Origin of the sequence: Micromonospora sp. B11E3, assembly GCF_039871625.1 — a bacterium.
In the GTDB taxonomy this organism is placed as follows: Bacteria; Actinomycetota; Actinomycetes; order Mycobacteriales; family Micromonosporaceae; genus Micromonospora.
The window spans coordinates 15,449-35,403 of sequence record NZ_JBDPMC010000049.1; the positions used below are offsets into that span (position 1 = coordinate 15,449).

At 74.0% G+C, this 19,955-nt stretch carries 19 protein-coding genes; 2 read left to right on the forward strand and 17 right to left on the reverse strand.

The features are described from left to right. Positions 1–5 precede the first annotated feature (5 nt). The 16 genes from ABGB16_RS22320 to ABGB16_RS22395 form a co-directional block, all read right to left on the reverse strand. Positions 6–1,415, reverse strand: coding sequence for a nucleotide pyrophosphatase/phosphodiesterase family protein (locus tag ABGB16_RS22320; RefSeq protein ID WP_347670069.1), 1,410 nt, complete (start codon positions 1,413–1,415; stop codon positions 6–8). A gap of 32 nt (positions 1,416–1,447) precedes the next feature. Beyond that, a complete protein-coding gene (eboE, locus tag ABGB16_RS22325; protein ID WP_347670038.1) occupies positions 1,448–2,644 on the reverse strand; it encodes a metabolite traffic protein EboE in 1,197 nt (398 codons plus the stop codon). Continuing rightward, positions 2,644–3,516, reverse strand: a complete 873-nt coding sequence (locus tag ABGB16_RS22330; RefSeq protein ID WP_347670039.1) for a TatD family hydrolase — start codon at positions 3,514–3,516, stop codon at positions 2,644–2,646. Before ABGB16_RS22330 ends, eboE begins: the two co-directional genes overlap by 1 nt. A 2-nt stretch (positions 3,517–3,518) precedes the next feature. Further along, the gene (locus ABGB16_RS22335) at positions 3,519–4,166 is read right to left on the reverse strand and encodes an EboA domain-containing protein (protein WP_347670040.1); all 648 of its coding nucleotides are present in this window, start codon (positions 4,164–4,166) and stop codon (positions 3,519–3,521) included. 27 nt (positions 4,167–4,193) lie between these two features. Continuing rightward, on the reverse strand, positions 4,194–5,102 hold the full coding sequence (locus ABGB16_RS22340) for a sugar phosphate isomerase/epimerase family protein (RefSeq protein ID WP_347670041.1): 909 nt from the start codon (positions 5,100–5,102) through the stop codon (positions 4,194–4,196). Next, the gene (locus ABGB16_RS22345) at positions 5,099–5,944 is read right to left on the reverse strand and encodes an SCO3242 family prenyltransferase (RefSeq protein WP_347670042.1); all 846 of its coding nucleotides are present in this window, start codon (positions 5,942–5,944) and stop codon (positions 5,099–5,101) included. Before ABGB16_RS22345 ends, ABGB16_RS22340 begins: the two co-directional genes overlap by 4 nt. After that, positions 5,941–7,095 (reverse strand): inositol-3-phosphate synthase, encoded by a 1,155-nt coding sequence (locus ABGB16_RS22350; protein ID WP_347670043.1) that lies wholly within the window; start codon positions 7,093–7,095, stop codon positions 5,941–5,943. The genes ABGB16_RS22345 and ABGB16_RS22350 overlap by 4 nt, the downstream gene beginning before the upstream one ends. A gap of 520 nt (positions 7,096–7,615) precedes the next feature. After that, positions 7,616–8,914 (reverse strand): Gfo/Idh/MocA family oxidoreductase, encoded by a 1,299-nt coding sequence (locus tag ABGB16_RS22355; protein WP_347670044.1) that lies wholly within the window; start codon positions 8,912–8,914, stop codon positions 7,616–7,618. Positions 8,915–8,934: 20 nt separating this feature from the next. After that, a complete protein-coding gene (locus tag ABGB16_RS22360; RefSeq protein ID WP_347670045.1) occupies positions 8,935–9,993 on the reverse strand; it encodes a substrate-binding domain-containing protein in 1,059 nt (352 codons plus the stop codon). 125 nt (positions 9,994–10,118) lie between these two features. Beyond that, a complete protein-coding gene (locus tag ABGB16_RS22365; protein ID WP_347670046.1) occupies positions 10,119–11,252 on the reverse strand; it encodes an ABC transporter permease in 1,134 nt (377 codons plus the stop codon). Positions 11,253–11,328: 76 nt separating this feature from the next. Continuing rightward, positions 11,329–12,840, reverse strand: coding sequence for a sugar ABC transporter ATP-binding protein (locus tag ABGB16_RS22370; RefSeq protein WP_347670070.1), 1,512 nt, complete (start codon positions 12,838–12,840; stop codon positions 11,329–11,331). Between the two features lie 248 nt (positions 12,841–13,088). Then, on the reverse strand, positions 13,089–14,267 hold the full coding sequence (locus ABGB16_RS22375) for an ROK family protein (protein WP_347670047.1): 1,179 nt from the start codon (positions 14,265–14,267) through the stop codon (positions 13,089–13,091). 296 nt (positions 14,268–14,563) lie between these two features. Next, on the reverse strand, positions 14,564–15,625 hold the full coding sequence (locus tag ABGB16_RS22380) for a YihY/virulence factor BrkB family protein (RefSeq protein ID WP_347670048.1): 1,062 nt from the start codon (positions 15,623–15,625) through the stop codon (positions 14,564–14,566). Between the two features lie 63 nt (positions 15,626–15,688). Next, a complete protein-coding gene (locus ABGB16_RS22385; protein ID WP_347670071.1) occupies positions 15,689–16,498 on the reverse strand; it encodes an ABC transporter permease in 810 nt (269 codons plus the stop codon). Between the two features lie 36 nt (positions 16,499–16,534). Then, positions 16,535–17,332, reverse strand: a complete 798-nt coding sequence (locus ABGB16_RS22390; protein ID WP_347670049.1) for an ABC transporter permease — start codon at positions 17,330–17,332, stop codon at positions 16,535–16,537. A 124-nt stretch (positions 17,333–17,456) separates the two neighbouring features. Then, positions 17,457–17,927 carry a GNAT family N-acetyltransferase gene (locus ABGB16_RS22395; protein ID WP_347670050.1) on the reverse strand — a complete coding sequence of 157 codons (471 nt, stop codon included), beginning with the start codon at positions 17,925–17,927 and terminating at the stop codon, positions 17,457–17,459. A gap of 247 nt (positions 17,928–18,174) precedes the next feature. Here ABGB16_RS22395 and ABGB16_RS22400 point away from each other — a divergent pair, with 247 nt between their 5' ends. Continuing rightward, the gene (locus ABGB16_RS22400) at positions 18,175–18,516 is read left to right on the forward strand and encodes a hypothetical protein (protein WP_347670051.1); all 342 of its coding nucleotides are present in this window, start codon (positions 18,175–18,177) and stop codon (positions 18,514–18,516) included. A 111-nt stretch (positions 18,517–18,627) separates the two neighbouring features. Beyond that, complete coding sequence (locus tag ABGB16_RS22405) at positions 18,628–19,014, forward strand: hypothetical protein (protein ID WP_347670052.1); 387 nt, start codon at positions 18,628–18,630, stop codon at positions 19,012–19,014. Here the strand turns inward: ABGB16_RS22405 and ABGB16_RS22410 are convergent. Further along, positions 18,992–19,570 carry a hypothetical protein gene (locus ABGB16_RS22410; RefSeq protein WP_347670053.1) on the reverse strand — a complete coding sequence of 193 codons (579 nt, stop codon included), beginning with the start codon at positions 19,568–19,570 and terminating at the stop codon, positions 18,992–18,994. The genes ABGB16_RS22405 and ABGB16_RS22410 overlap by 23 nt on opposite strands. Positions 19,571–19,955 lie beyond the last annotated feature (385 nt).

A 19,955-nucleotide genomic window follows, 5' to 3' on the forward strand; every position in this document is an offset into this window, starting at 1 on the left:
CCTGGTCACTCCGTCGACAACCGAGCGTCCGCCGAAGCCAGGCCGGCCAGCTCCAGCAGCAGCGCCTTGACGTCGGTGGCGGCCACCGCGTCCCGCGCCGGGCCCGGGTCGGAGCAGAGCAGCACGGGGGCGTCGGCCGGGTCGGTCGGCAGCCGGCCGTGCGACCCGCGCACCGCCCGGGCGCCCGCGTCCAGCCCCACCACGCTCATCAGGTACCGCATGCCCAGCTTCTTGCGGGCCAGCGCGACGGCGGCCCGCCGCTTCGCCGCGCCCGGGGCGGCCGGGTCGAAGAACAGCTCCGCCGGGTCGTACCCGGGCTTGCGGTGGATCTCGACGAGGCGGGCGAAGTCGGGGGCGCGGGAGTCGTCGAGCCAGTAGTAGTACGTGAACCAGGCGTCCGGCTCGGCCACCAGCACCAGCTCCCCCGAGCGCGGGTGGTCCAGCCCGTACGCGGCCTTGCCGTCGGCGTCCAGCACCTCTGCCACGCCGGGCAGCTCCGCGCACAGCTTCGCCACGGCCGGCACGTCGGCCGGGTCGCGCACGTAGACGTGGGCCACCTGGTGGTCGGCGACCGCGAACGCCCGGGACGTCCACGGGTCCAGGTACTCCATGCCGTCCTGGGTGTGCACCCGCAGCAGCCCCTCGGCGCGCAGCAGCCGGTTGACGTCCACCGGGCGGGAGACGTCGGTGATGCCGTACTCGGACAGCGCGACCACCGTGGCGTCGGCGGCGCGGGCGGCGTCCAGCAGCGGCCCGAGCACCCCGTCCAGCTCGGCCGCCGCGGCGGCGGCCCGCGGCGAGGACGGCCCGAAGCGTTGCAGGTCGTAGTCCAGGTGCGGGACGTAGACCAGGGTGAGGTCCGGGGCGTGGTCGGCGAGGATCGCCTCGGCGGCCTTGCAGATCCACGCCGACGAGGGCAGTCCCGCCCCCGGCCCCCAGTACGTGAACAGCGGGAACGTGCCGAACCGCGCGGTCAGCGTGTCGTGCAGCTCCGGCGGATCGGTGTAGCAGTCCGGCTCCTTGCGGCCGTCGGCGTAGTACACCGGGCGGGGCGTGACGGTCCAGTCGACGTCCGCGCCCATGGCGTACCACCAGCAGATGTTGGCCACCGTGTAGCCGGGCTCGACCCGGCGGGCCGCCTGCCACAGCTTCTCCCCGCCGACCAGGGCGTTGTGCTGCCGCCAGAGCAGCACCTCGCCGAGGTCGCGGAAGTACCAGCCGTTGCCGACGATCCCGTGCCCGCTCGGCCGCTCCCCGGTGAGGAACGTCGACTGCGCGGTGCACGTCACCGCCGGCAGCACCGTGCCGAGGGAGGCGGTGAACCCGCCGTCGGCCACCGCGCGCAGCCGGGGCATGTGCGCCAGCAGGCGCGGGGTCAGCCCGACCACGTCCAGCACCACCAGTCGGCGGCTCATGCCGCTGCCTCGCTTCGCTCGCTGACGCTCGCTCATCGCGTCACCTCCACTTCCGCCGGCGCGCCGAGCGGCGCGAGGCCCATTGTGATCAACTCGTCCCGGGCGAAGGCCAGCTCCGCCGCGATCCCGGTGGCCAGCTCCGCGTCGTCGCGGGGCCGCCGCGCCTCCGGCAGCACCCCCCACGTGTACGTCTCGACGTCCAGGTGGTCGCAGCCGGCGACCGGCCCGGCGAACAGCGCGCCCAGCGCGGCGCGCAGCACCGGCAGCGTGGCGGTCAGCGGCGGCTCGGGCGGGGCGTGCAGCGGCACGTGGTAGTGCACCCGCAGCGGGCCGGGCAGGCGGGCGTCCAGGGCCGCGTCCAGGTCGTCGGCGGCGTGCGCCGGGTCGGCCGGGTCGGCGGCGTGCGCGCAGCCGGCGCCCCGGGCCTGGTGCAGGAAGCGCGGCTCCACCCAGCGGCGCAGCGCGTCCGTCGCCCCGGCCGGCGCCTCGATCGCGGCGGAGACCTGGACCTTCACCACCGGCAGGCCGGCGGCGGCCAGCCGGGCCAGCGCGGCGGCCGGCTCCTCCCAGGCGCAGGCCAGGTGCGCCAGGTCCAGGCAGATCCCGAGCCGGCCCGGGTCGGCCCCGCCGAGCAGGGCGGCGGCCTGGGCGGTGCTCTCCACCACGCAGCCCGGCTCCGGCTCGAACCCGACCCGGATTGGGCGGCCGGTGTCCCGCTCGACGCCGGCCAGCCCGGCGGCCAGCTCGTCGAGCCGCCGCCGCGCCGCGTCGGCCCGGCCGGCGTCCCACGGGTCGCGCCAGGCCAGCGGCAGGGTGGAGACCGAGCCGCGGGCCGCGTCGTCGGGCAGCAGGTCGGCCAGCACCCGGGCCAGGTCCAGGGTGTACGCCAGGCGCTGCGGCGTCGTCCAGTCGGGGTGGTACACGGCGTGCTTGACCACCGGCGCCTGGAACGCGGCGTACGGGAAGCCGTTGAGCGTCACCACCTCCAGGCCGCGCGCGGTCAGCTCGGCGCGCAGCCGGCGGCGCGACGCCGGGTCGGCGGCGAGCGCGGCGGCCACCGGGGCGGCCAGCCACAACCCGAGCCCGAGCAGGTCGCCGCCGAGGGCCCGGCGCACCGGCAGCGCGTACGTGTCCAGCTGGGCGAGGATGCCGGCGAGGTCCTCGGCGGGGTGGACGTTGGTGCAGTAGCCGAGGTGGACGGTCTGGCCGTCGGCGTGCCGCAGCCGCATCAGCTGCCGCCGCGCAGGATCGAGTTGCCCTCGAACGTGCCGCCGACCGCCCCGGCAGCCCCGTCCGCGTCGGCCACGCCCGTCAGGTCGAGCCGGCCGGACTGGCCGTAGAACTCGACGGGGTTGCGCCACAGCACCCGGTCGACGTCGTCCGCGGTGAAGCCGGCGGCCAGCATCGCCTCGCCGGTGGCCCGGGTGAGCAGCGGGTCGGAGCGCCCCCAGTCGGCCGCCGAGTTCACCAGCATCCGCTCGGTCCCGTACGCCTTGAGCAGCTCCACCATCCGGGGCGGGGACATCTTGGTGTCGGGGTAGATGGAGAAGCCCAGCCAGCAGCCGGTGTCCCGGACCAGCTTCACGGTGACCTCGTTGAGGTGGTCGAGCACCACCCGCCCCGGCTCGATGCCGGACTCGGCGACCACGGCCAGGCTGCGCTCGACGCCCCGGGCCTTGTCTCGGTGCGGGGTGTGCACCAGCGCCGGCAGGTCGTGCGCGACGGCCAGGGCGAGCTGGGCGGCGAACGCCTCGTCCTCCTCCGGCGTCATCGAGTCGTACCCGATCTCGCCGACCGCCACCACGCCGTCCTTGTCCAGGTACCGCGGCAGCAGGTCGAGCACCGGGCGGCAGCGGGGGTCGTTGGCCTCCTTCGGGTTCAGCGCGATCGTGGCGTGGTGCCGGACGCCGAACTGCCCGGCCCGGAACGGTTCCCAGCCGATCAGCGAATCGAAGTAGTCGGTGAAGCTGGCCGGGCTGGTGCGCGGCTGGCCGAGCCAGAACGCCGGCTCGACGATCGCCCGTACCCCGGCGGCGGCCATCCGCTCGTAGTCGTCCGTGGTGCGGGAGGTCATGTGGATGTGCGGGTCGAAGATGCGCATGGTCACGCCTTTCCGGTGGCGGGGCGGGCGGCCGGGCCGGCGCCGCCGGGGTCGCCGGCGCCGGCGGTGAGCCGGTCGAGCAGGTCGGCGGCGTCGGCCGGGATCGCGCGCCCGGCGGCGTGCCGCTCGGCCGCCAGGCCGGCGAGCATCGCGGCCAGCTCGCCGTCGGCGCGGGCGTCCAGGTCGTGCACGGCGGCCAGCGGGACGCCGGTGAAGACGCACTTGAGCACGGCCTGCCGCCAGGCGGCCGGGTCGAGGTGCCGGGCGTACGGGCCGAGGGCGGCGGCGAGCAGCCGGGTGTCGTTGGTCCGGACCGCGTCGTGCAGCAGTGGCACGCCGGCCGCGCCGATCGGCAGCAGCGGCAGGGCCCGCAGCACGGCCCGCTTCTCGGCGGCGTCGCCGTGCCGGTACAGGTCGGCGGCGTGCTCGGCGTGGCCGGCGGGAAGGGCGGCCAGCAGCAGCGCCCGGGCGGCCTCGCCGGCCGTCCAGCCGGGCGCGTCGGGCAGCGGGTGCCGGCCGCAGCGGCGGGCCGCAGCGGCGAACCACCGCGCGATCGTCGCCGGCTCGGCCGCGACGCGCTCCCGCGCCGCGTCCAGCCACTCCGGGTCGGGTACGCCCCGCAGCGCGGCGCGTAGTCGTTCGGGTGTCATCCCGTCTCCCTTCGTGGGTCGGTGCGGTCAGCCACCGGGCTCCCCGGCCCGGGCGGGCACGGGGTCGACCCGTCCGGGCGCGGTCGCGGCGGCCGCGGCGCGGAGGAAGTCGAGGGACCGGGCGGCCACGCCCGGGGCGTCGTGCGAGTGCCGGGGCAGTTCCACGGCGACCAGCCCCCGGTAGCCGGCCTCGGCGAGCGCCCGCAGCACCGGCGGGAAGTCGATCTCGCCCTGGCCGAACTCCAGGTGCTCGTGCACGCCCCGGCGCATGTCGTCGATCTGCACGTTGACCAGGTGGTCGGCGACCGAGCGGACGCAGTCGGGCACGTCGACGGGCTCCAGGCAGCGGCAGTGCCCGATGTCGAGGGTGATGCCGAAGACCGCCGGGTCGCCCAGCGCGGCCCGCAGCCGCCGCCAGCCGGCGATGTCCTCGACCAGCATCCCGGGCTCCGGCTCGAAGCCGAGCGGCACGCCCGCCGTGTCGGCCGCGTCGCAGACCACGGCGCAGCCGGCGACCAGCCGGTCCCAGGCGACGTCCGGCGCGACCCCGGCGGGGCGTACGCCGGCCCAGAACGACACCGCCTCGGCGCCGAGGTCCGCGCCGACCGAGACGGCCCGGCGCAGGAACTCGATCCGCCGGGCGGGGTCGTCGTGCAGCAGCGTCGGGGCGTGCTTGTGCCACGGGTCGAGCAGGTACCGGGCCCCGGTCTCGACGACCACCGCGAGGCCGAGCGCGTCGAGCCGGCGGCGCAGGGCGGCGGTGCGGCGGGCCAGCCCGGGGGCGAACGGGTCGAGGTGGTCGTGGTCGAGGGTGAGCGCCACGCCCCGGTAGCCGAGGTCGGCCAGGACGGCGAGCGCGTCGTCGAGCCGGTGGTTGGCGAAGCCGTTGGTGCCGTACCCGAAGCGCAGCCCCAGCGCGGCGGGGTCGGCGGTCATGTCGGGGCGACCTTCCGGGCCAGCAGCCGGGCCAGCGGCGCGGCGGCGGCGACCGCGACGCCGAGCAGCCCGGCCCCGGCGCGGGCGGTGAGCGCGCCCTGCAGCGCCGGCAGGCCGGTGATGCCGGCGCCGACGGCGGCGCGGACCCGCCCGGCCGACGGGTCGGCGAGCACCCGGGCCTGCGCGCCGCCGTACCGGGCCAGGTAGCCGGCGGTCAGGGCGACCGGGGCGGCGGCGGGGCGGGGGCCGACCGCGGCGGCGGCGACCAGGGCGGTCCCGGCGAGCGTGGTACGCGGCAGCCGCCGGTCGGCGCCGGAGACCTCGCGGCGGGACAGCTCGGTGACCGTCCACGTGTGCGCGGCGACGGTGACCGCCGCGGGCACGGCCCGCCACAGCCGGCCGCCGGACGCGCCGAGCAGCACGTCCAGCCCCCGGCACGCCGCCATCACGGCGGGGCCGGCGGCGGTGTTCTTGGCCGCGAGGTCGTACCCCCAGACGGCGGCGGCCAGGGGGACGGCGACGGCGGCGGCGCGGCGGCCGCCCGCGGCGGTGGCCAGCGCGACCCCGGCGGCGGTGAGGCCGGCGGCGAGGCCGAACGCGGCCGGCGGGCTGACCCGGCCGCTGGGAATGGGGCGCTCGGGGCGCTCTACGGCGTCCAGCCGCCGGTCGGCCCAGTCGTTGGCGGCCATCCCGCCCCAGTAGAGCAGCACCGACGCGGCGGCCAGGCCGGGCGTGCGCCGGCCGAGCGCCCCGGCCGCCGCCGCGCCGGCCAGCACGTCCCCCGGTACGGAGAGCGCGGCGGGCGCCCGGACCAGCTCGGCCAGGTCGCGGAGCGTGGTCATCCCGCACTGCCCGCGTCGGCGTGCAGCGCCGCGGTGAAGCGGGTCAACCGGTCCCACTGCTCGACCAGCGAGTGGGTCGGCGCGCCGAGCGGGTCCTTGAAGAAGAACGCGAGGTCGACCAGCGGCCCGCGCCGGCCGGCGGCGTGCGCGGCGGCGGTGAGCCGGGCCAGGTCGAGCACGAGCGGGGCGGCGAGGGCCGAGTCGCAGCCGTGCCAGGTGAACTCCATCCGCATCCCGGTGCCGAGGAACCCGGCGAAGGTGACCAGGTCCCAGGCGGTCTTGAAGTCGCCCAGCTCCTCGACGTAGTCGATGCGGGTGTGGCCCTGCGGGACGTAGCCGAGGATCTCGCCGACGACCCGGTCCTTGCTGCGCACCTTGGCGGCGTTGGCGTCCGGGTCGGCCAGGTTCGCGCCGTCGCCGCCGCCGAGCAGGTTCGTCCCGGACCAGGAGCGCACCGTCAGGTGGCGCATCGCGAACATCGGGGCGAGCACCGACTTGACCAGGGTCTCCCCGGTCTTGCCGTCGTGGCCCGCGTACGGCAGGCCGTGGCGGTCCGCCAGCGCCTCCAGCGCGGGCAGCCGGGCCCCGGTGGACGGCGTGAAGTCCACGTACGGGCAGCCCGCCGCGAACGCCGCGTACGCGTACAGCGAGCTGGACGGCAGCACCTCGTCGGGGCCGGCGAGCGCGGCGGCGAGGGCGTCCGGGTCGGCGTGCGCGGGGTGCGGGGCGGGCACCGGCTCGGTGGCGGAGACGTTGACCACCACCACCCGGTCCAGCCGGTGCCGGGCCCGGAACGCCGTGAGGTCGGCGATGGTGGCGGCGGCCCGGTCGGCCTGGCTCCCGTCGGCGGGCGCGGGGCACACCTCGTCGTCGATGGTGGCCAGCTCCGCGCCGAGCGCGGCGACCAGCCGGGCGGGCAGCACCCCGGCGTCGGCGAGCGCTTCGGCCCGCTTCGCCAGCGGCGTGTCCACCGGGTCGTGGCCGCCGAAGACGAGGTCGGCGAAGGACGGCAGGGCGGGGCCCCGCAGCTCGGGCAGCTCGGTGACGCAGCCGGTCGGGCCGGTCAGCCCGGCCCGCAGGGCGAGCGCCCCGACGACGCTGGTGGTCGCGACCGAGCCGCGCGCCCCCACCAGCCAGACACCCGTACGCATGGTGCTCCTTTCCTGGTCGGCGGGACCGGCCGTGCCGCAGTCGATACATTCCGAGGTATTGCGCCCCGCCCGTCCCCCGGTCACCCCGTCCGGCGCCGAAGGCGGCGTCGACGACGCCGGACGGAGTCCCCTGAGGACGGGGACGGACGGGGCTGGCAGGCAGGGGCGGTCGGCGTCCCGTCCCTGCCTCCCCCGCAACCGGTGGTGCGCGGTCGTCTGGCCGGAGCCAGGTGACCGGTGGTGCGCGGCCCTCCGGCCAGAGCCAGGTGACCGGTGGTGCGCGGCCCTCCGGCCGGAGCCAGGTGACCGGTGGTGCTCGGTCCTCCGGCGCGGCCGGGGAATCCCGGTCCGGCCGCACCGGACGACCGTCCTGCTGTCGTGCGCGCCGGGCGGGGCCCGGCCGCACGCCCTCCGGAGCCGACCTCGTCCCCGCCGCGGGGCGCAACCGCGGCGGGTCCCTCGCCGGCCGGTCCGGAAAGCCTCTCGGGCAGCGGCGCCTACCGCGCCGCCGCCGGCCGGGTCAGGCCGCCACCGCCTCCAGCGTCGGCTCGACCTCGGCCCACGAGGAGCCCAGCTCGGCGGAGCGGGCCACGGCGTCCAGCACGAGCTGGACCTGGAGCCCGTCGGCGAACGAGGGCGCCGGGTCGGTGCCGGTGGCGATCGCCTCGACGAAGTCCCGCGCCTGGTGGGTGAAGGTGTGCTCGTAGCCGATGATGTGGCCCGGCGGCCACCAGGCCGACATGTACGGGTGCTCGCCCTCGGTCACCAGGATGCGGGTGAAGCCCTGCTCGGCGGCGGGCCGCGTCGCGTCGTAGAACTCCAGCTCGTTCATGCGTTCCAGGTCGAAGACCACGGTGCCGAGCGAGCCGTTGATCTCCACCCGCAGCCCGTTCTTGCGCCCGGTGGCGAACCGGGTCGCCTCGTACGTGGCCAGCGCCCCGCCGTCGAGCCGGGCGACGAAGACCGCCGCGTCGTCCACGGTCACGAGACCGGTGACCGGCCCGTGGCCGTCGGCCGAGCCGTGCCCGTCAGCCGAGCCGTGCCCGTCAGCCGAGCCGTGCCCGTCAGCCGAGCCGTGCCCGTCAGCCGAGCCGTGCCCGTCGACGTGCGCGCTCAGGCCGCTCGACCCGCCCGGCAGCGGGCGCTCCTTGACGAACGTCTCGGTGATCGCGCTGACCCCGCTGATCCGCTGACCCGTGACGTACTGGGTCAGGTCGATGATGTGCGCGCCGATGTCCCCCAGCGCCCCGGAGCCCGCCTTGTCCCTCTGCAACCGCCAGACCAGCGGGAACTGCGGGTCGACGATCCAGTCCTGGAGGTAGGCCGCCCGGACGTGCCGGATGGTGCCGAGTCTTCCCTCGGCGACCAGCTGGCGCATCAGGGTGACCGCGGGGACCCGGCGGTAGGTGAAGCCGCACATGGCCCGTACCCCGGACTCCCGCGCGGTGGCCGCGGCGGCGGCCATCGCTCGGGCCTCGGCCACCGTGTTGGCCAGCGGCTTCTCGCAGAGGACGTGCTTGCCGGCGGCCAGCGCGGCAATCGCGATCTCGGCGTGGCTGTCCCCCGGTGTGCAGATGTCGACCACGTCGATCTCGTCGGACTCGACGAGCCGCCGCCAGTCTGTGGTGTACGCGTCCCAGCCGAGCCGGTCGGCGGCGTCGGCCACCTTCCCGGTGTCCCGGCCGCAGATCAGCGCCATCCGGACCCGCGCCGGCAGGTCGTACACCCGGTTCACGGTGCGCCACGCCTGCGAGTGCGCGGCGCCCATGAACGCGTAGCCGACCATGCCGACCCGCAGGTGCCTGTCGTGAGTGGACAAGGTGGGTCTCCCCCCGTGTGTCAGAACCCGAGCTTGAGGTAGTTGCTCGCGTTCTCCTTGGTGATCGTCTCGGAGGCCAGCACGATCTCCTTGGGCACCTGGAGCTCCACCAGGTCGGACATGCCCTTGCCCTGGCCGATGAGCCGGGCGAGCGAGATCGCGGAGGAGGCCATCGAGGGGCTGTAGGTGACCGTGGCCTTCAGCACCGTGTTGTCGGCCTGGATGTCCTCCATCGCCTTCTTCGAGCCGGCGCCGCCGACCATGAAGAACTCCTTGCGGCCGGTCTGGTTGACCGCGGCGAGCACGCCGATGCCCTGGTCGTCGTCGTGGTTCCAGAGAGCGTCGATCTTGGGCAGCGCCTGGAGCAGCCCCGTGGCGGCCTGCTGGCCGGAGTCGGCGGTGAACTCCGCCGGCCGCCGGTTGGCCACCTTCAGCCCGTACGAGGCGAGGGTGTCGGCGAAGCCCTTGGACCGCTCCTGCGTCAGCTCCAGCGAGTCGATGCCGGGGATCTCGCCGATGACCGGGTTGCTCACGCCCTTGGCCTTGAGCTGCTCGGCGATGTAGGTGGCCGCGGCCACGCCCATGCCGTAGTTGTCGCCCTTGATCTGGAGCCGGTAGGCCCGGGCGTCCGGGAAGGCCCGGTCCAGGTTGACCACCGGGATGCCGGCCTTCATGGCCTCCAGGCCGAACGCGTTGAGCTCCTTGCCGTCGTGCGGCAGCAGCACGATGACGTCGGGCTTCTGGGAGAGCAGGGTGGACAGCGCCGCCCGCTGGGCCGCCGCGTCCGCGCCCGCCTCGACCGACTTGAACTCCACGTCGGAGTACGCGCCGGCCTGCGCCTTCGCGTTGTTGGTGATGGCGGCGATCCAGCCGTGGTCGGCGGCCGGGGCGGAGAAGCCGATGGTCACCTTCTTGCCGGGCGCGGCGTTGCCGCCGGTGGCGGTCTCGGCCGCCTTGGTCTGCGCCGCGGTCGGCGCCGCCTCGTTGCTGGTGCACGCGGTGAGCAGTGCGCCGGCACCGAGCGCGGCCCCGCCGAACAGCAGCCGGCGGCGGGACAGGTCCCGACTGTGCTGGGTCATTGCGACCTCCTGGTGAGCGATGGTGGGGGAAAGAGGGTGTGGGGGGCCCGGCCACCGTCGGAGCGACGGCGACCGGGGTGCTGCTTCTGGGCTCTGGCGGTGCGGGTGGTGGTGGTACGGACCGGTCAGGTGGTGGTGAACCGGTTGCGGTTGAAGAACTGGGTCAGGCTGCGGAACTGGAACTGCTGGACCAGGACGGCGGCCACGATGATCCCGCCCTTGACCATGTTCTGGGCCTCGGTGGACAGGCCGTTGATGGCGAAGAGGTTGGTGATGGTGGAGAAGATGACGACCCCGAGCAGGGAGCCGACGATCGTCCCCCGCCCGCCGCTGAGCAGCGTCCCGCCGATGATCGCGGCGGCGATCGCGTCCAGCTCGTACAGGTTGGCCATCGCCGCCTGGGCGGAGGTGGCCTGCGCGGTCAGCATGATCGCGGCGATGCCGCAGCAGAGGCCGGAGAGCGCGTAGAGCAGGACGGTGTGCCGCCGGACGTTGATGCCGGCGAGCCGGGCCGCCTCCGGGTTGCCGCCGACCGCGACGGTCCGCCGGCCGAACGTCGTCCGGTTCAGCAGCACCCAGCCGGCCACCACCACGGCGGCGAGGATGTAGACCAGCAGCGGGATGCCGAGCACGTTGCTGCTGGCGATGCCGTTGATCGTGGCGTTGTCGGACACCTGGGTCTGCTTGTCGGAGATCTCGGCGGCCAGGCCCCGGGCCGCGACCATCATGGCGAGCGTGGCGATGAACGGCACCAGCCGGCCGTACGAGATGAGCAGGCCGTTGACCAGGCCGACCGCCACCCCGACCGTGAGTGCACTGAAGATCATGCCCCCCGCGCCGTAGCTCTGGGTGGCGACCGTGGTGCACCAGACGCCGGCCAGCGCCACGATCGCGCCGACCGACAGGTCGATGCCGCCGCCGATGATCACGAAGGTCATGCCGACGGTGACCACGCCGACCACCGAGGCGAGCTTGAGGATGGTGAGGATGTTGTTCCACACCCAGCTCGAGTCGCCGTACAGGTCGGGGCGGGTGGCGATGCCGATCAGGACCAGCACCACCAGCACGCCGATCAGGCCGAGGTTGCGCCGGGCGCCCTCGCCGTTGTCGCCGCGCCACCAGGAGAGCCCGGCTCCCCGGGCCTCGGCGGCGTGGCCCTTGCCGGCCGCCCCGGCGGTCGCGGCCGGGTCCACGGGCGGGGACTGCGCCGGCAGCGACGCCGGCCGGTCCGGTGTGGCGGTGGGGGTAGCGTCGGTCATGCCGCCACCTCGCTTCGCTCGGTGCCGGCCTGACGCTTGGCCGGGCTGTACTGCTGATTCGCTCGCTGACGCTCGCTCATGCGGGTGCGCCTTCCATCAGTGACCCCGCCATGACGAGGTCGAGCACCGTGTTCTCGTCCAGTTCGCCGGCGGGCGCCTCGCGCACCATCCGGCCCTCGCGCATCACCAGCACCCGGTCGGCCAGGCCGAGCACCTCGGGGACCTCGCTGGAGACGAGCAGCACCCCGACGCCCCGGGCGGCCAGCTCCCGGATCACCTGGTACAGCTCGGCGCGGGCGCCGACGTCGACGCCCCGGGTGGGCTCGTCGAGCAGCAGCAGCCGGGTGTCCCCGAGCAGCCAGCGCCCGACCACCACCTTCTGCTGGTTGCCCCCGGACAGGGTGCGCACCGGCCGACGCACGTCGCGGGGGCGCAGCTCCAGGGAGTCGGCGATCCGGCCCGCATCGGCCCGCTCCCGGCCCGCGTCGGTGAAGCCGAGGCGGGCGTACCGGCCGAAGGTGGCCAGGGTGACGTTGCGGTAGATGGGCTCGCCGAGCAGCAGCGCCTGGCTCTTGCGCTCCTCCGGGGCCATCCCCATGCCGGCCCGCACCGCCGCGCCGACGCTGCCCGGGCGCAGCGCGCGCCCGCTCATCGTGACCGTCCCGGCGTCCGCCCGGCGGGCACCGTAGATGGTCTCCAGCAGCTCGGAGCGGCCGGAGCCGACCAGGCCGGCGATCCCGACGATCTCACCCGCCCGCACCGACAGCGAGACGTCGGCGAACTCGCCGGCCCGGGTCAGCCCCTCGACCCGCAGCAGCTCGGCGCCGGCGCCGTCGCCGGCCGGGCGATCCGGGAAGACGTACTCGATGGTGCGGCCCGTCATCCGCGCGACCAGGTCGCGGGTCGGGGTGTCGCGCGCCGGCAGGTTCGCCGCCGTGGTCCGGCCGTCCTTGAGTACGGTCACCCGGTCGCCGATCTCGCGGATCTCCTCCATCCGGTGGGAGATGTAGATGACGGCGATGCCCTGCGCGGTCAGCTCGCGGATGATCCGGAACAGGTTGCCGACCTCGTCGTGGGCCAGCACCGCGCTCGGCTCGTCCATGATGATCAGCCGGGCCTCGTGGGACAGCGCCCGGGCCATGCTGACGATCTGCTTGCCGGCCGCCGGCAGCGCCCGCACCATCCGCCCGGGCGGGATCTCGCCGTGGCCGAGCCGGCGCAGGATCTCCCAGGTCCGACGGGCCATGTGGCCGCGGCGGACGAAGCCCGCCCGGCGCGGCTCGTGCCCGAGGAAGGCGTTCTCCGCGACCGACAGGTCCTCCACCAGGTCGAGTTCCTGGTAGATGGTGGCGATGCCGGCGCGCATGGCGGCCTGCGGGTTGGCGAACTCGGCAGGCCGGCCGCGCCACTCGATGTGCCCGGAGTCGGGGCGGTGCACCCCGGAGAGCACCTTGATCAGGGTGGACTTGCCGGCGCCGTTCTGCCCGAGCAGGCAGTGCACCTCGCCGGCCCGCACCTCCAGCTGCACCCCGTCCAGGGCCCGTACGCCGGGGAAGGTCTTCACCACGTCGGTCAGCCGCAGCACCACCTCGCCGGCGACGGCGTCGGCGGGCGCCTCGACCAGGGGCGCCGTCTCGGCGGTGGTGTGCTCGTTCTCCGTCACTGCGCCTCCTCGGTTCGCGACTGCGGGGCTCGCAAACCCGGCTCACTCCTCGCGCTCACGATGCCTCCTCGGTTCGCGACTGCGGGGCTCGCAAACCCGGCTCACTCCTCGCGCTCACGATGCCTCCTCGGTTCGCGACTGCGGGGCTCGCAAACCCGGCTCACTCCTCGCGCTCACGATGCCTCCCCGAAGGCCACGTCGCTGGCGAGCACGGCCGCCCCGGCGACCCCGGCGCGCGGGCCCAGCTCGGACAGCACGACCGGCAGGTTTCCGGTGGCCAGCGGCAGCGACCGGCGGTAGACCACACTGCGGATCTCGGCGAGCAGGATGTGCCCGAGCTGGGCCAGCCCGCCGCCGATCACGATCATGGACGGGTTGGTGAAGCTGACCAGGCCGGCCAGCACCCCGCCGACCCGGCGGCCACCGTCGCGGATGAGCTGGATGCAGGTCACGTCGCCCTCGACGGCCCCCTCGGCGACGTCGCGCGCGGTGACCACGCCCTTGGTGGCGAGCCGCTCGGCCAGCGCCGGGGACGTCCCGCTGCGGGCGTTGGCATTCGCCTCCCGGGCCAGCGCGGCGCCGCTGAACAGCGCCTCCAGGCAGCCCACGTTTCCGCAGGAGCACATCGGACCGTGCGAGTCGACCTGGATGTGGCCGATGTCCCCGGCGCAGCCGTCGGTGCCCCGGTAGACGTCGCCGCTGAGGTAGATCCCGCACCCTATGCCGGTGCCGATCTTGACGAAGAGGAAGTCGTCCACGGAGTGGGCGACGCCGCCGTGCCGCTCGCCGATCGCCATGATGTTCACGTCGTTGTCGACCACCGCCGGGCAGCCGTGCTCGCGGGTCAGCAGCTCGCGCACGGGGAACCGGTCCCAGCCCGGCATGATCGGCGGCGAGACCGGTACGCCGTCGCGGAAGCTGACCGGACCGGGCACGCCGATGCCGACGGCGTGCAGCCGCTCGTACGCCCCGTCGACGCGGGCCTTGTGCAGCAGCTCGTTGACCCGCTGGAGGGTCACCTTCGGACCGTTGCGGATGTCGGCCGGCTCCGCGTACGCGGCGACCGGCTCCAGCCGCGCGTTGACCACCTCGACGTCGATCGAGCTGGCGCCGAGGTCGACCGCCGCGAAACGCAGGCTCGGGTCCAGCTCGACAAGGGTGGACCGGCGCCCGCCGCGGGACGCCGCGAGGCCGGCCTCGGCGACGTAGCCGAGGCTGACCAGCCGCTCCAGTTCGGCCAGCAGCCGGGGACGCGGCATCTGCAACCGGTCCCCCAGCTCCGCGCGGGACATCGCCCCCTCGTCACGGAGCACCCGCAGCAGCCGCAGGTGCAGGGGTTCCACGGTCCGCACCGGAACTCACCTCCGCATCGGAGTCGGTCGCGCGTCACATCGACGTAACCGCGATGTGTTGTGTCCGACACAGTAGGAGCCTTCCGCCTCACCTGTCCAGAGCTTCAGCCAATTTGATCCAAACTTTTGTCCGGATGAACAAAAGCCTAGAGTTGATCAAGGAAAGTCGAGGGCTGGACGACCCGCCGGGCCCGCGCCGGGACGAGCGTCCCCGGACGCCTGCCACGCGAGCCGCCCCGCCTCGCGCGAAGCGAGACGGGGCGGCGGCGGGTGGGACAGGGCCGGGCCGGCCCCCGTCAGCGCTCGCGCTTCTTCCTGAGCTTGCGGTCGTCGCGCAGCTCGACGTACGGCTCGTCCTCGGCGGGGTGCCCGGCGGCGATCGCCCGGCTCCGCTCCAACTCGGCGTCGAACTCCGCGCCGAACAGGATCGCGATGTTGGTCAACCACAGCCAGACCAGGAAGACGATCACGCCGGCCAGCGCGCCGTACGTCTTGTTGTAGGAGGCGAAGTTGGCCACGTACAGGGCGAACAGGCCGGAGACGACCAGCCAGATCACCACGGCCAGCACCCCGCCGGGGCTGACCCAGCGGAAACCGCCGTGGCGGGCGTTCGGCGAGGCCCAGTAGAGGATCGAGAACATCAGGCTCACCAGGACCACCAGCACCGGCCACTTGACGATGTTCCACACCGTGACCGCCGTCGAGCCGATCCCGATGGCGCCGCCCGCGTCCTCGGCGAGCCGGCCGGTGAACACCACGATCACCGCGCTGACCAGCAGCAGCACCCCGACGGCCGCCGTCACCCCGAGCCGGATCGGCAGCGTCTTCCAGACCGGCCGCCCCTCCGGGACGTCGTAGATGACGTTGGAGGCGCGCATGAACGCGGCGACGTAACCGGAGGCCGACCAGAACGCGGCGAGCAGACCGAGGACGGCGGCGATGCTGGCCAGCCCCCCGGAGTGGCTCGCCTGGTCGATCGCGGTGACGACGATCTGGCGAATGCTGCCCGCCGGCGCGACCTGGTTGACGGTGCTCTTGACCCCCTCGGTGGCGGTCGGGCCGAGCAGGCCCAGGATCGAGATGAGCACCAGCAGCCCGGGAAAGATCGACAGCACCCCGTAGTACGTCAGGGCCGCCGCCCAGTCGGTCAGGTTGTCGTCCTGGAACTCCCGTTTTGTGCGGCGCAGCGCCGCCTTCCAGCCGGCACCCGTCAGGTGCGCGGGGCTCTCCGGCCCCTCGTCCGGGCGGACCGGCCGGCTGCCGGCGCCGGCCCGGTCCTGCGGGTCCCGGCGGTCCGGGTCGCGGCCCTCGCCGCCCCGGTCGGGCCCGCCGCGCGCGGACGTCTCGTCGGAGGCCATGGCCCCTCCCTCGTGGTCGCGATGTCCTGTCGGACATGCCCGGGGAGAGGTGGGACTAACCAGTCACTTGTACAGCAGGCGCCCCATCCGGCGCGACGCCACGAGCAGCCCGAGACCGATCGTCAGCAGCAGGTACGCCACGTCGACCAGCCAGGACCAGCCGCCGCCGTCCAGGGCGACGCCCCGGATCAGGTGGACCGAGCGGTACAGCGGCGTCACCTCCACCAGCCACCGGAGCACGGCCGGATACGCCGTCGCCGGCACGAACGTGCCGGAGAACAGGAACAGGGTGAACTGGGCAGAGCCCATCAGGTCGAAATCCTGCCAACTGCGCAGGAACGTGGCCAGCGCCATGCCCAGCGCCCCGAAGGCGAAGCCGACCAGCACGGCCGCCGGGAGCGCGACCAGCGCCCGCAGCGGCGTGGTCAGGTCCATCGCCACCATGACCGCCAGGAACGCGGCGGAGTAGGCGCTGCCCCGGCCCATCGCCCAGGCCAGCTCACCGAGGGCGATCTCGAACGGCCGTACCGGGGTGGCGATCACCCCGTCGTACAGCTTCATGTACTTCATCTTGCCGAAGAAGTTGAAGGTGGTCTCCGCCAGCGCGCCCGTCATCGCCGAGGACGCCAGCATCGCCGGGGCCACGAACGCCGCGTACGACACAATCTGGCCGCCGGGGAGGGTGAGGTCGCCGACGAGCGTGCCGACCCCGACGCCGATGGAGAACAGGTACAGCACCGGCTCCACGAAGCCGGAGAGCAGCAGCAGCCAGTAGACGCGCTTCAGCGCCGCCACGTTGCGCTCGGTCACCGAGGCCGCCCGGCGGGACGCGGCGGAGACGTCGACCAGCCGGGGCAGGACGAGACTGACCACGGGCATCCCTCTCCTAGACGACGAGCCGGCGGCTTCCTAGACCACGAGCCGGCGACGGAACGCGCGGTGGGCCAGCAGCACGCCGACGAGCGCCCAGGCGGCCAGGTAGAGCAGGTGACCGGCCACCGACCACTGTGGCGCGGCCCCGAGGGTGGCCGCCCGGCACAGGTCGACGGCGTGCCACAACGGCGTCGCGTACGCCAGCCAGCGCAGCGCCCCCGGCAGCGACTCCACCGGGAAGAACACCCCGGCGAACAGCGTCATCGGGATCACCCCGAAGCGGAACAGCATGGCCAGCCAACTGTCGCTGCTCACCGACGCCGTGTACGCGAAGGTCGGCGCGGCGACGGCCAGGCCGAGCAGCGCCACCACTGCCGGCACGACCAGCGCCCACGGCGAGCGCAGGGCCCCGAACAGCGCCGTCACCAGCAGGAACGCCGCGACCGTGGTGAGCACCCGGAACAGCACGAACAGCAGGTGGCCGGCCAGGATGTCGCCCACCCGCGGCGGCGCGGAACTCTGCGCCAGGTAGATCTTCGTCCACTGGAAGTTGCCGAACACCGGCCAGGTCGAGTCGCCGATCGCCACCTGTAGCGCGGTGGAGGCGATCAGGCCGGGCACGATCCAGTCCAGGTAGCGCACCCCGCCGACGCCCTGCTGGATGTAGGCCCCCACGCCGATGCCGAAGCCGACCATGGTCAGCACCGGCAGCAGGAACGACGAGAACACCCCCGCCCGCCAGGTGCGCCGGTAGCCGACCAGGAAGTAGTTCAGCACGGCCAGCGCGGGCACCCTGGGCAGCGGCCGGGCCCGCTCCTGCCGCGCCACGCTCACGCTCACCACCCCGTCCCGCGCTCGGCGTCCTCCGGCCTTCCTACCCGAGGGGTACGACAGACCGCGGCCACCCTACGACCGGCGGCCCCACCCTGTCGCGCGCTTTCCCCCGGCGGCCCGCTGTTCAGACAGCCGGATTCGCAGGGCCGGGTTCCCGGCGGCGGAGAAAGAACAGCTCCGGATCACCCTCGTCCAGGCCGTGAACCAGCCCGACCGGGCTCCACCCGGCATCCCGCAGCAGCCGTTGCATGGGCTGATTCGACACATTCGTTGAGGTGAACAACTTCGGGGTGGTGCAGGACGAGACGGCCGCCTCGAGAAGCCGCGAGCCGACCCCTCGGCGACGGGCGCCCTGCGCCACCATCAGCATCGAGACGAAGCCCTGGCCGAAGAACGAGTACTCCACCACGCAGTAGCCCAGCGGTCCGGCTGCATTCTCTGCCATGACCACCAAACCCAGCCCGCACCACCGCCGAATACTCGCGCACCGCTCGTCGCTGCCGCCGGCCGCCACCGGATCGGTCTCGATCAGGGCGTCCGCGTCGGACTGGTCCGCGCCGCGCACGACGACGTCACCGAGTTCTCGTACGCTCACGACGCCATCATCTCAACCAGGGCCTTGACCACGTAGGCGAGCTTCGAAGGCGGCTGTCCACCCAGAACGAGCGGTCTCCCGTGTACGTCCTGGCATCAGCAAGGGCGGCGAGTCGGTCGAGGAGTTGGCCCTCCACCTCGGCACCGGGCCAGGGCCCGTCTGACGAGGTGGACGCTGTGATCATCTCGTGGGCACACTCGGCCGAGGCCGAGGCACGGTATCAGGAACGGCACAACGCTCAGGAGTGGTGAAATCACTGATTGGCAGGCGGACCGTGCGAGTCGCGGTCGAGCCACCCGGTTCTCTCTGTTCGACTGTTGCGATGAAGGCGGCAATGTCGACCGATGTGACGATCATGATTGGCGGCCGCTATTCGACCTTGGACACCACTCGGCTCACGCACGATCTTTTGGCCATCCTTGCGCTGGACGAAGCCGCGTCGCCGGATGGCGATGAGCTTGTTTTGCCTTATCGGTCAGCGGCGGTGAGAGGCAACCCGACTCCAGTCATTGATTTGAATGCCTCGATGCCAGTAGTCTCGGCACCCCGCCCCGAACTCGTCACCGCGCGGATGAGGAGCCGACAATGAGCGAGATCCTGCCCCCCCTGCTGCGGCGACGCGACGAGCCAGCCACCGACCGGACTCAGCCGCCGCGCCCCCGGTTCGGGCAGCTCCACCGGCCCGCATCTGCACTGGCACATGATCAACCCGAGCGGGGTACGCATCAACCCGCTGACCTACATCAGCCAGAACCCGGGCGGTGGCCTGCCCAAGACGACCACCGAGTACGACGGCGTCCCCGGTCCGGTCTTCTACCAGCGGATGCAGAACTGGCTACGGATCACCGCCGGCTACACGGGCCCGATCGACGGCGTACCGGGCCCGAACACGTACGCCGCGCTGCAACGGGCGATGGTCGCCTACGGCTACACCGGCCCCATTGACGGCGTGCCGGGAACGAACACGTGGAAGGCGGTGCAGCGGCTCTGCTCCGGCTGGGGCTACACCGGACCGATCGACGGGGTGATGGGGCCCAACTCGTGGCGGGCGTTCGCCCGCTTCCTCAACCAGGACCAATGGGACTGACCGTCGATCCCATACCGCTGCGACGTGGCGGCCTGGGGGCCGTGACCAGCGCCAGGAGCGCGTACGCCCAGAGCAGCAGTCCGGCGCCCACGCCGACGACCAGCCCCGCCGGCACGGCCGAGGCGAGCGCGGTGACCAGCCCGGCCAGCGCGACCAGGCACATCGCGCCGCCGAGCAGCCGCAGCCGCGGATCCTTGAGCACCGGGGTCAGCGGGAAAAAGTGCAGCCCGACCACGGCGCAGACCAGCACCGGGGCGTACCCGGCGAGCCCGGCCGCCGCCAGCAGCGCCGCGCCGATCCCGGCGGCGGCGAGTTCGGCGAGCACGATCAGCACGTAACGGCGATCGGCCGCGCTGTCCCGGACGGCGTCGACGGCCGGCCGACTGCGCGCCGCGACGACGCCGCCGACGGCTGCCGTCGCCATCGACGCCACGCCCGCAAGTAGCAGCAGCGCCCGCAACGGCTGGTCGACCGCCGGCACGCTGAACCAGACCGCGGCGAAGGCGCCCAGGTAGAGCGCGGTCAGCCCGACCTGACGCCGGGGAATGGTGAGCACGAAGGCTTCCTCACGAGGGCGGATCGGTGCGTGTCGACGACAGGCGGGGTCCGTGCGGCTCGGGCCGCGCCATGTCGGCGACATCGCGGGGTCCGTGCGGCTCGGATCGCGCCATGTCGGCGACATCGCGGGGTCGTGCGCTCGGATCGCGCCATGTCGCCGACATGGAGCCGATCATGCGCGGGGCGAGCGCGCACCAGCCCGGAGGCGGGCGAGCCGGCCGGGACACCCCCGCGGCCCCACGTCCCCACGTCCCCACGTCCCCACGCCCCGCAGCCCCGCGACCCCGTGGCCTGGGCGCGATCTTGCACCTTCGGCCCCCGTTATGGCCCGCTTCACCCCGTTTTCCCGGGCCGAAAGTGCAAGATCGAGGAGGCGCGACGCT

Coding starts and splice junctions, on each gene's coding strand:
- eboE (WP_347670038.1), bottom strand. CDS start 2,644: ATGCGGCTGCGGCACGCCGACGGCCAGACCGTCCACCTCGGCTACTGC.
- ABGB16_RS22335 (WP_347670040.1), bottom strand. CDS start 4,166: ATGACACCCGAACGACTACGCGCCGCGCTGCGGGGCGTACCCGACCCG.
- ABGB16_RS22330 (WP_347670039.1), bottom strand. CDS start 3,516: ATGCGCATCTTCGACCCGCACATCCACATGACCTCCCGCACCACGGAC.
- ABGB16_RS22380 (WP_347670048.1), bottom strand. CDS start 15,625: ATGGCCTCCGACGAGACGTCCGCGCGCGGCGGGCCCGACCGGGGCGGC.
- ABGB16_RS22345 (WP_347670042.1), bottom strand. CDS start 5,944: ATGACCACGCTCCGCGACCTGGCCGAGCTGGTCCGGGCGCCCGCCGCG.
- ABGB16_RS22360 (WP_347670045.1), bottom strand. CDS start 9,993: ATGACCCAGCACAGTCGGGACCTGTCCCGCCGCCGGCTGCTGTTCGGC.
- ABGB16_RS22405 (WP_347670052.1), top strand. CDS start 18,628: ATGATCAACCCGAGCGGGGTACGCATCAACCCGCTGACCTACATCAGC.
- ABGB16_RS22365 (WP_347670046.1), bottom strand. CDS start 11,252: ATGACCGACGCTACCCCCACCGCCACACCGGACCGGCCGGCGTCGCTG.
- ABGB16_RS22320 (WP_347670069.1), bottom strand. CDS start 1,415: ATGAGCCGCCGACTGGTGGTGCTGGACGTGGTCGGGCTGACCCCGCGC.
- ABGB16_RS22350 (WP_347670043.1), bottom strand. CDS start 7,095: ATGCGTACGGGTGTCTGGCTGGTGGGGGCGCGCGGCTCGGTCGCGACC.
- ABGB16_RS22340 (WP_347670041.1), bottom strand. CDS start 5,102: ATGACCGCCGACCCCGCCGCGCTGGGGCTGCGCTTCGGGTACGGCACC.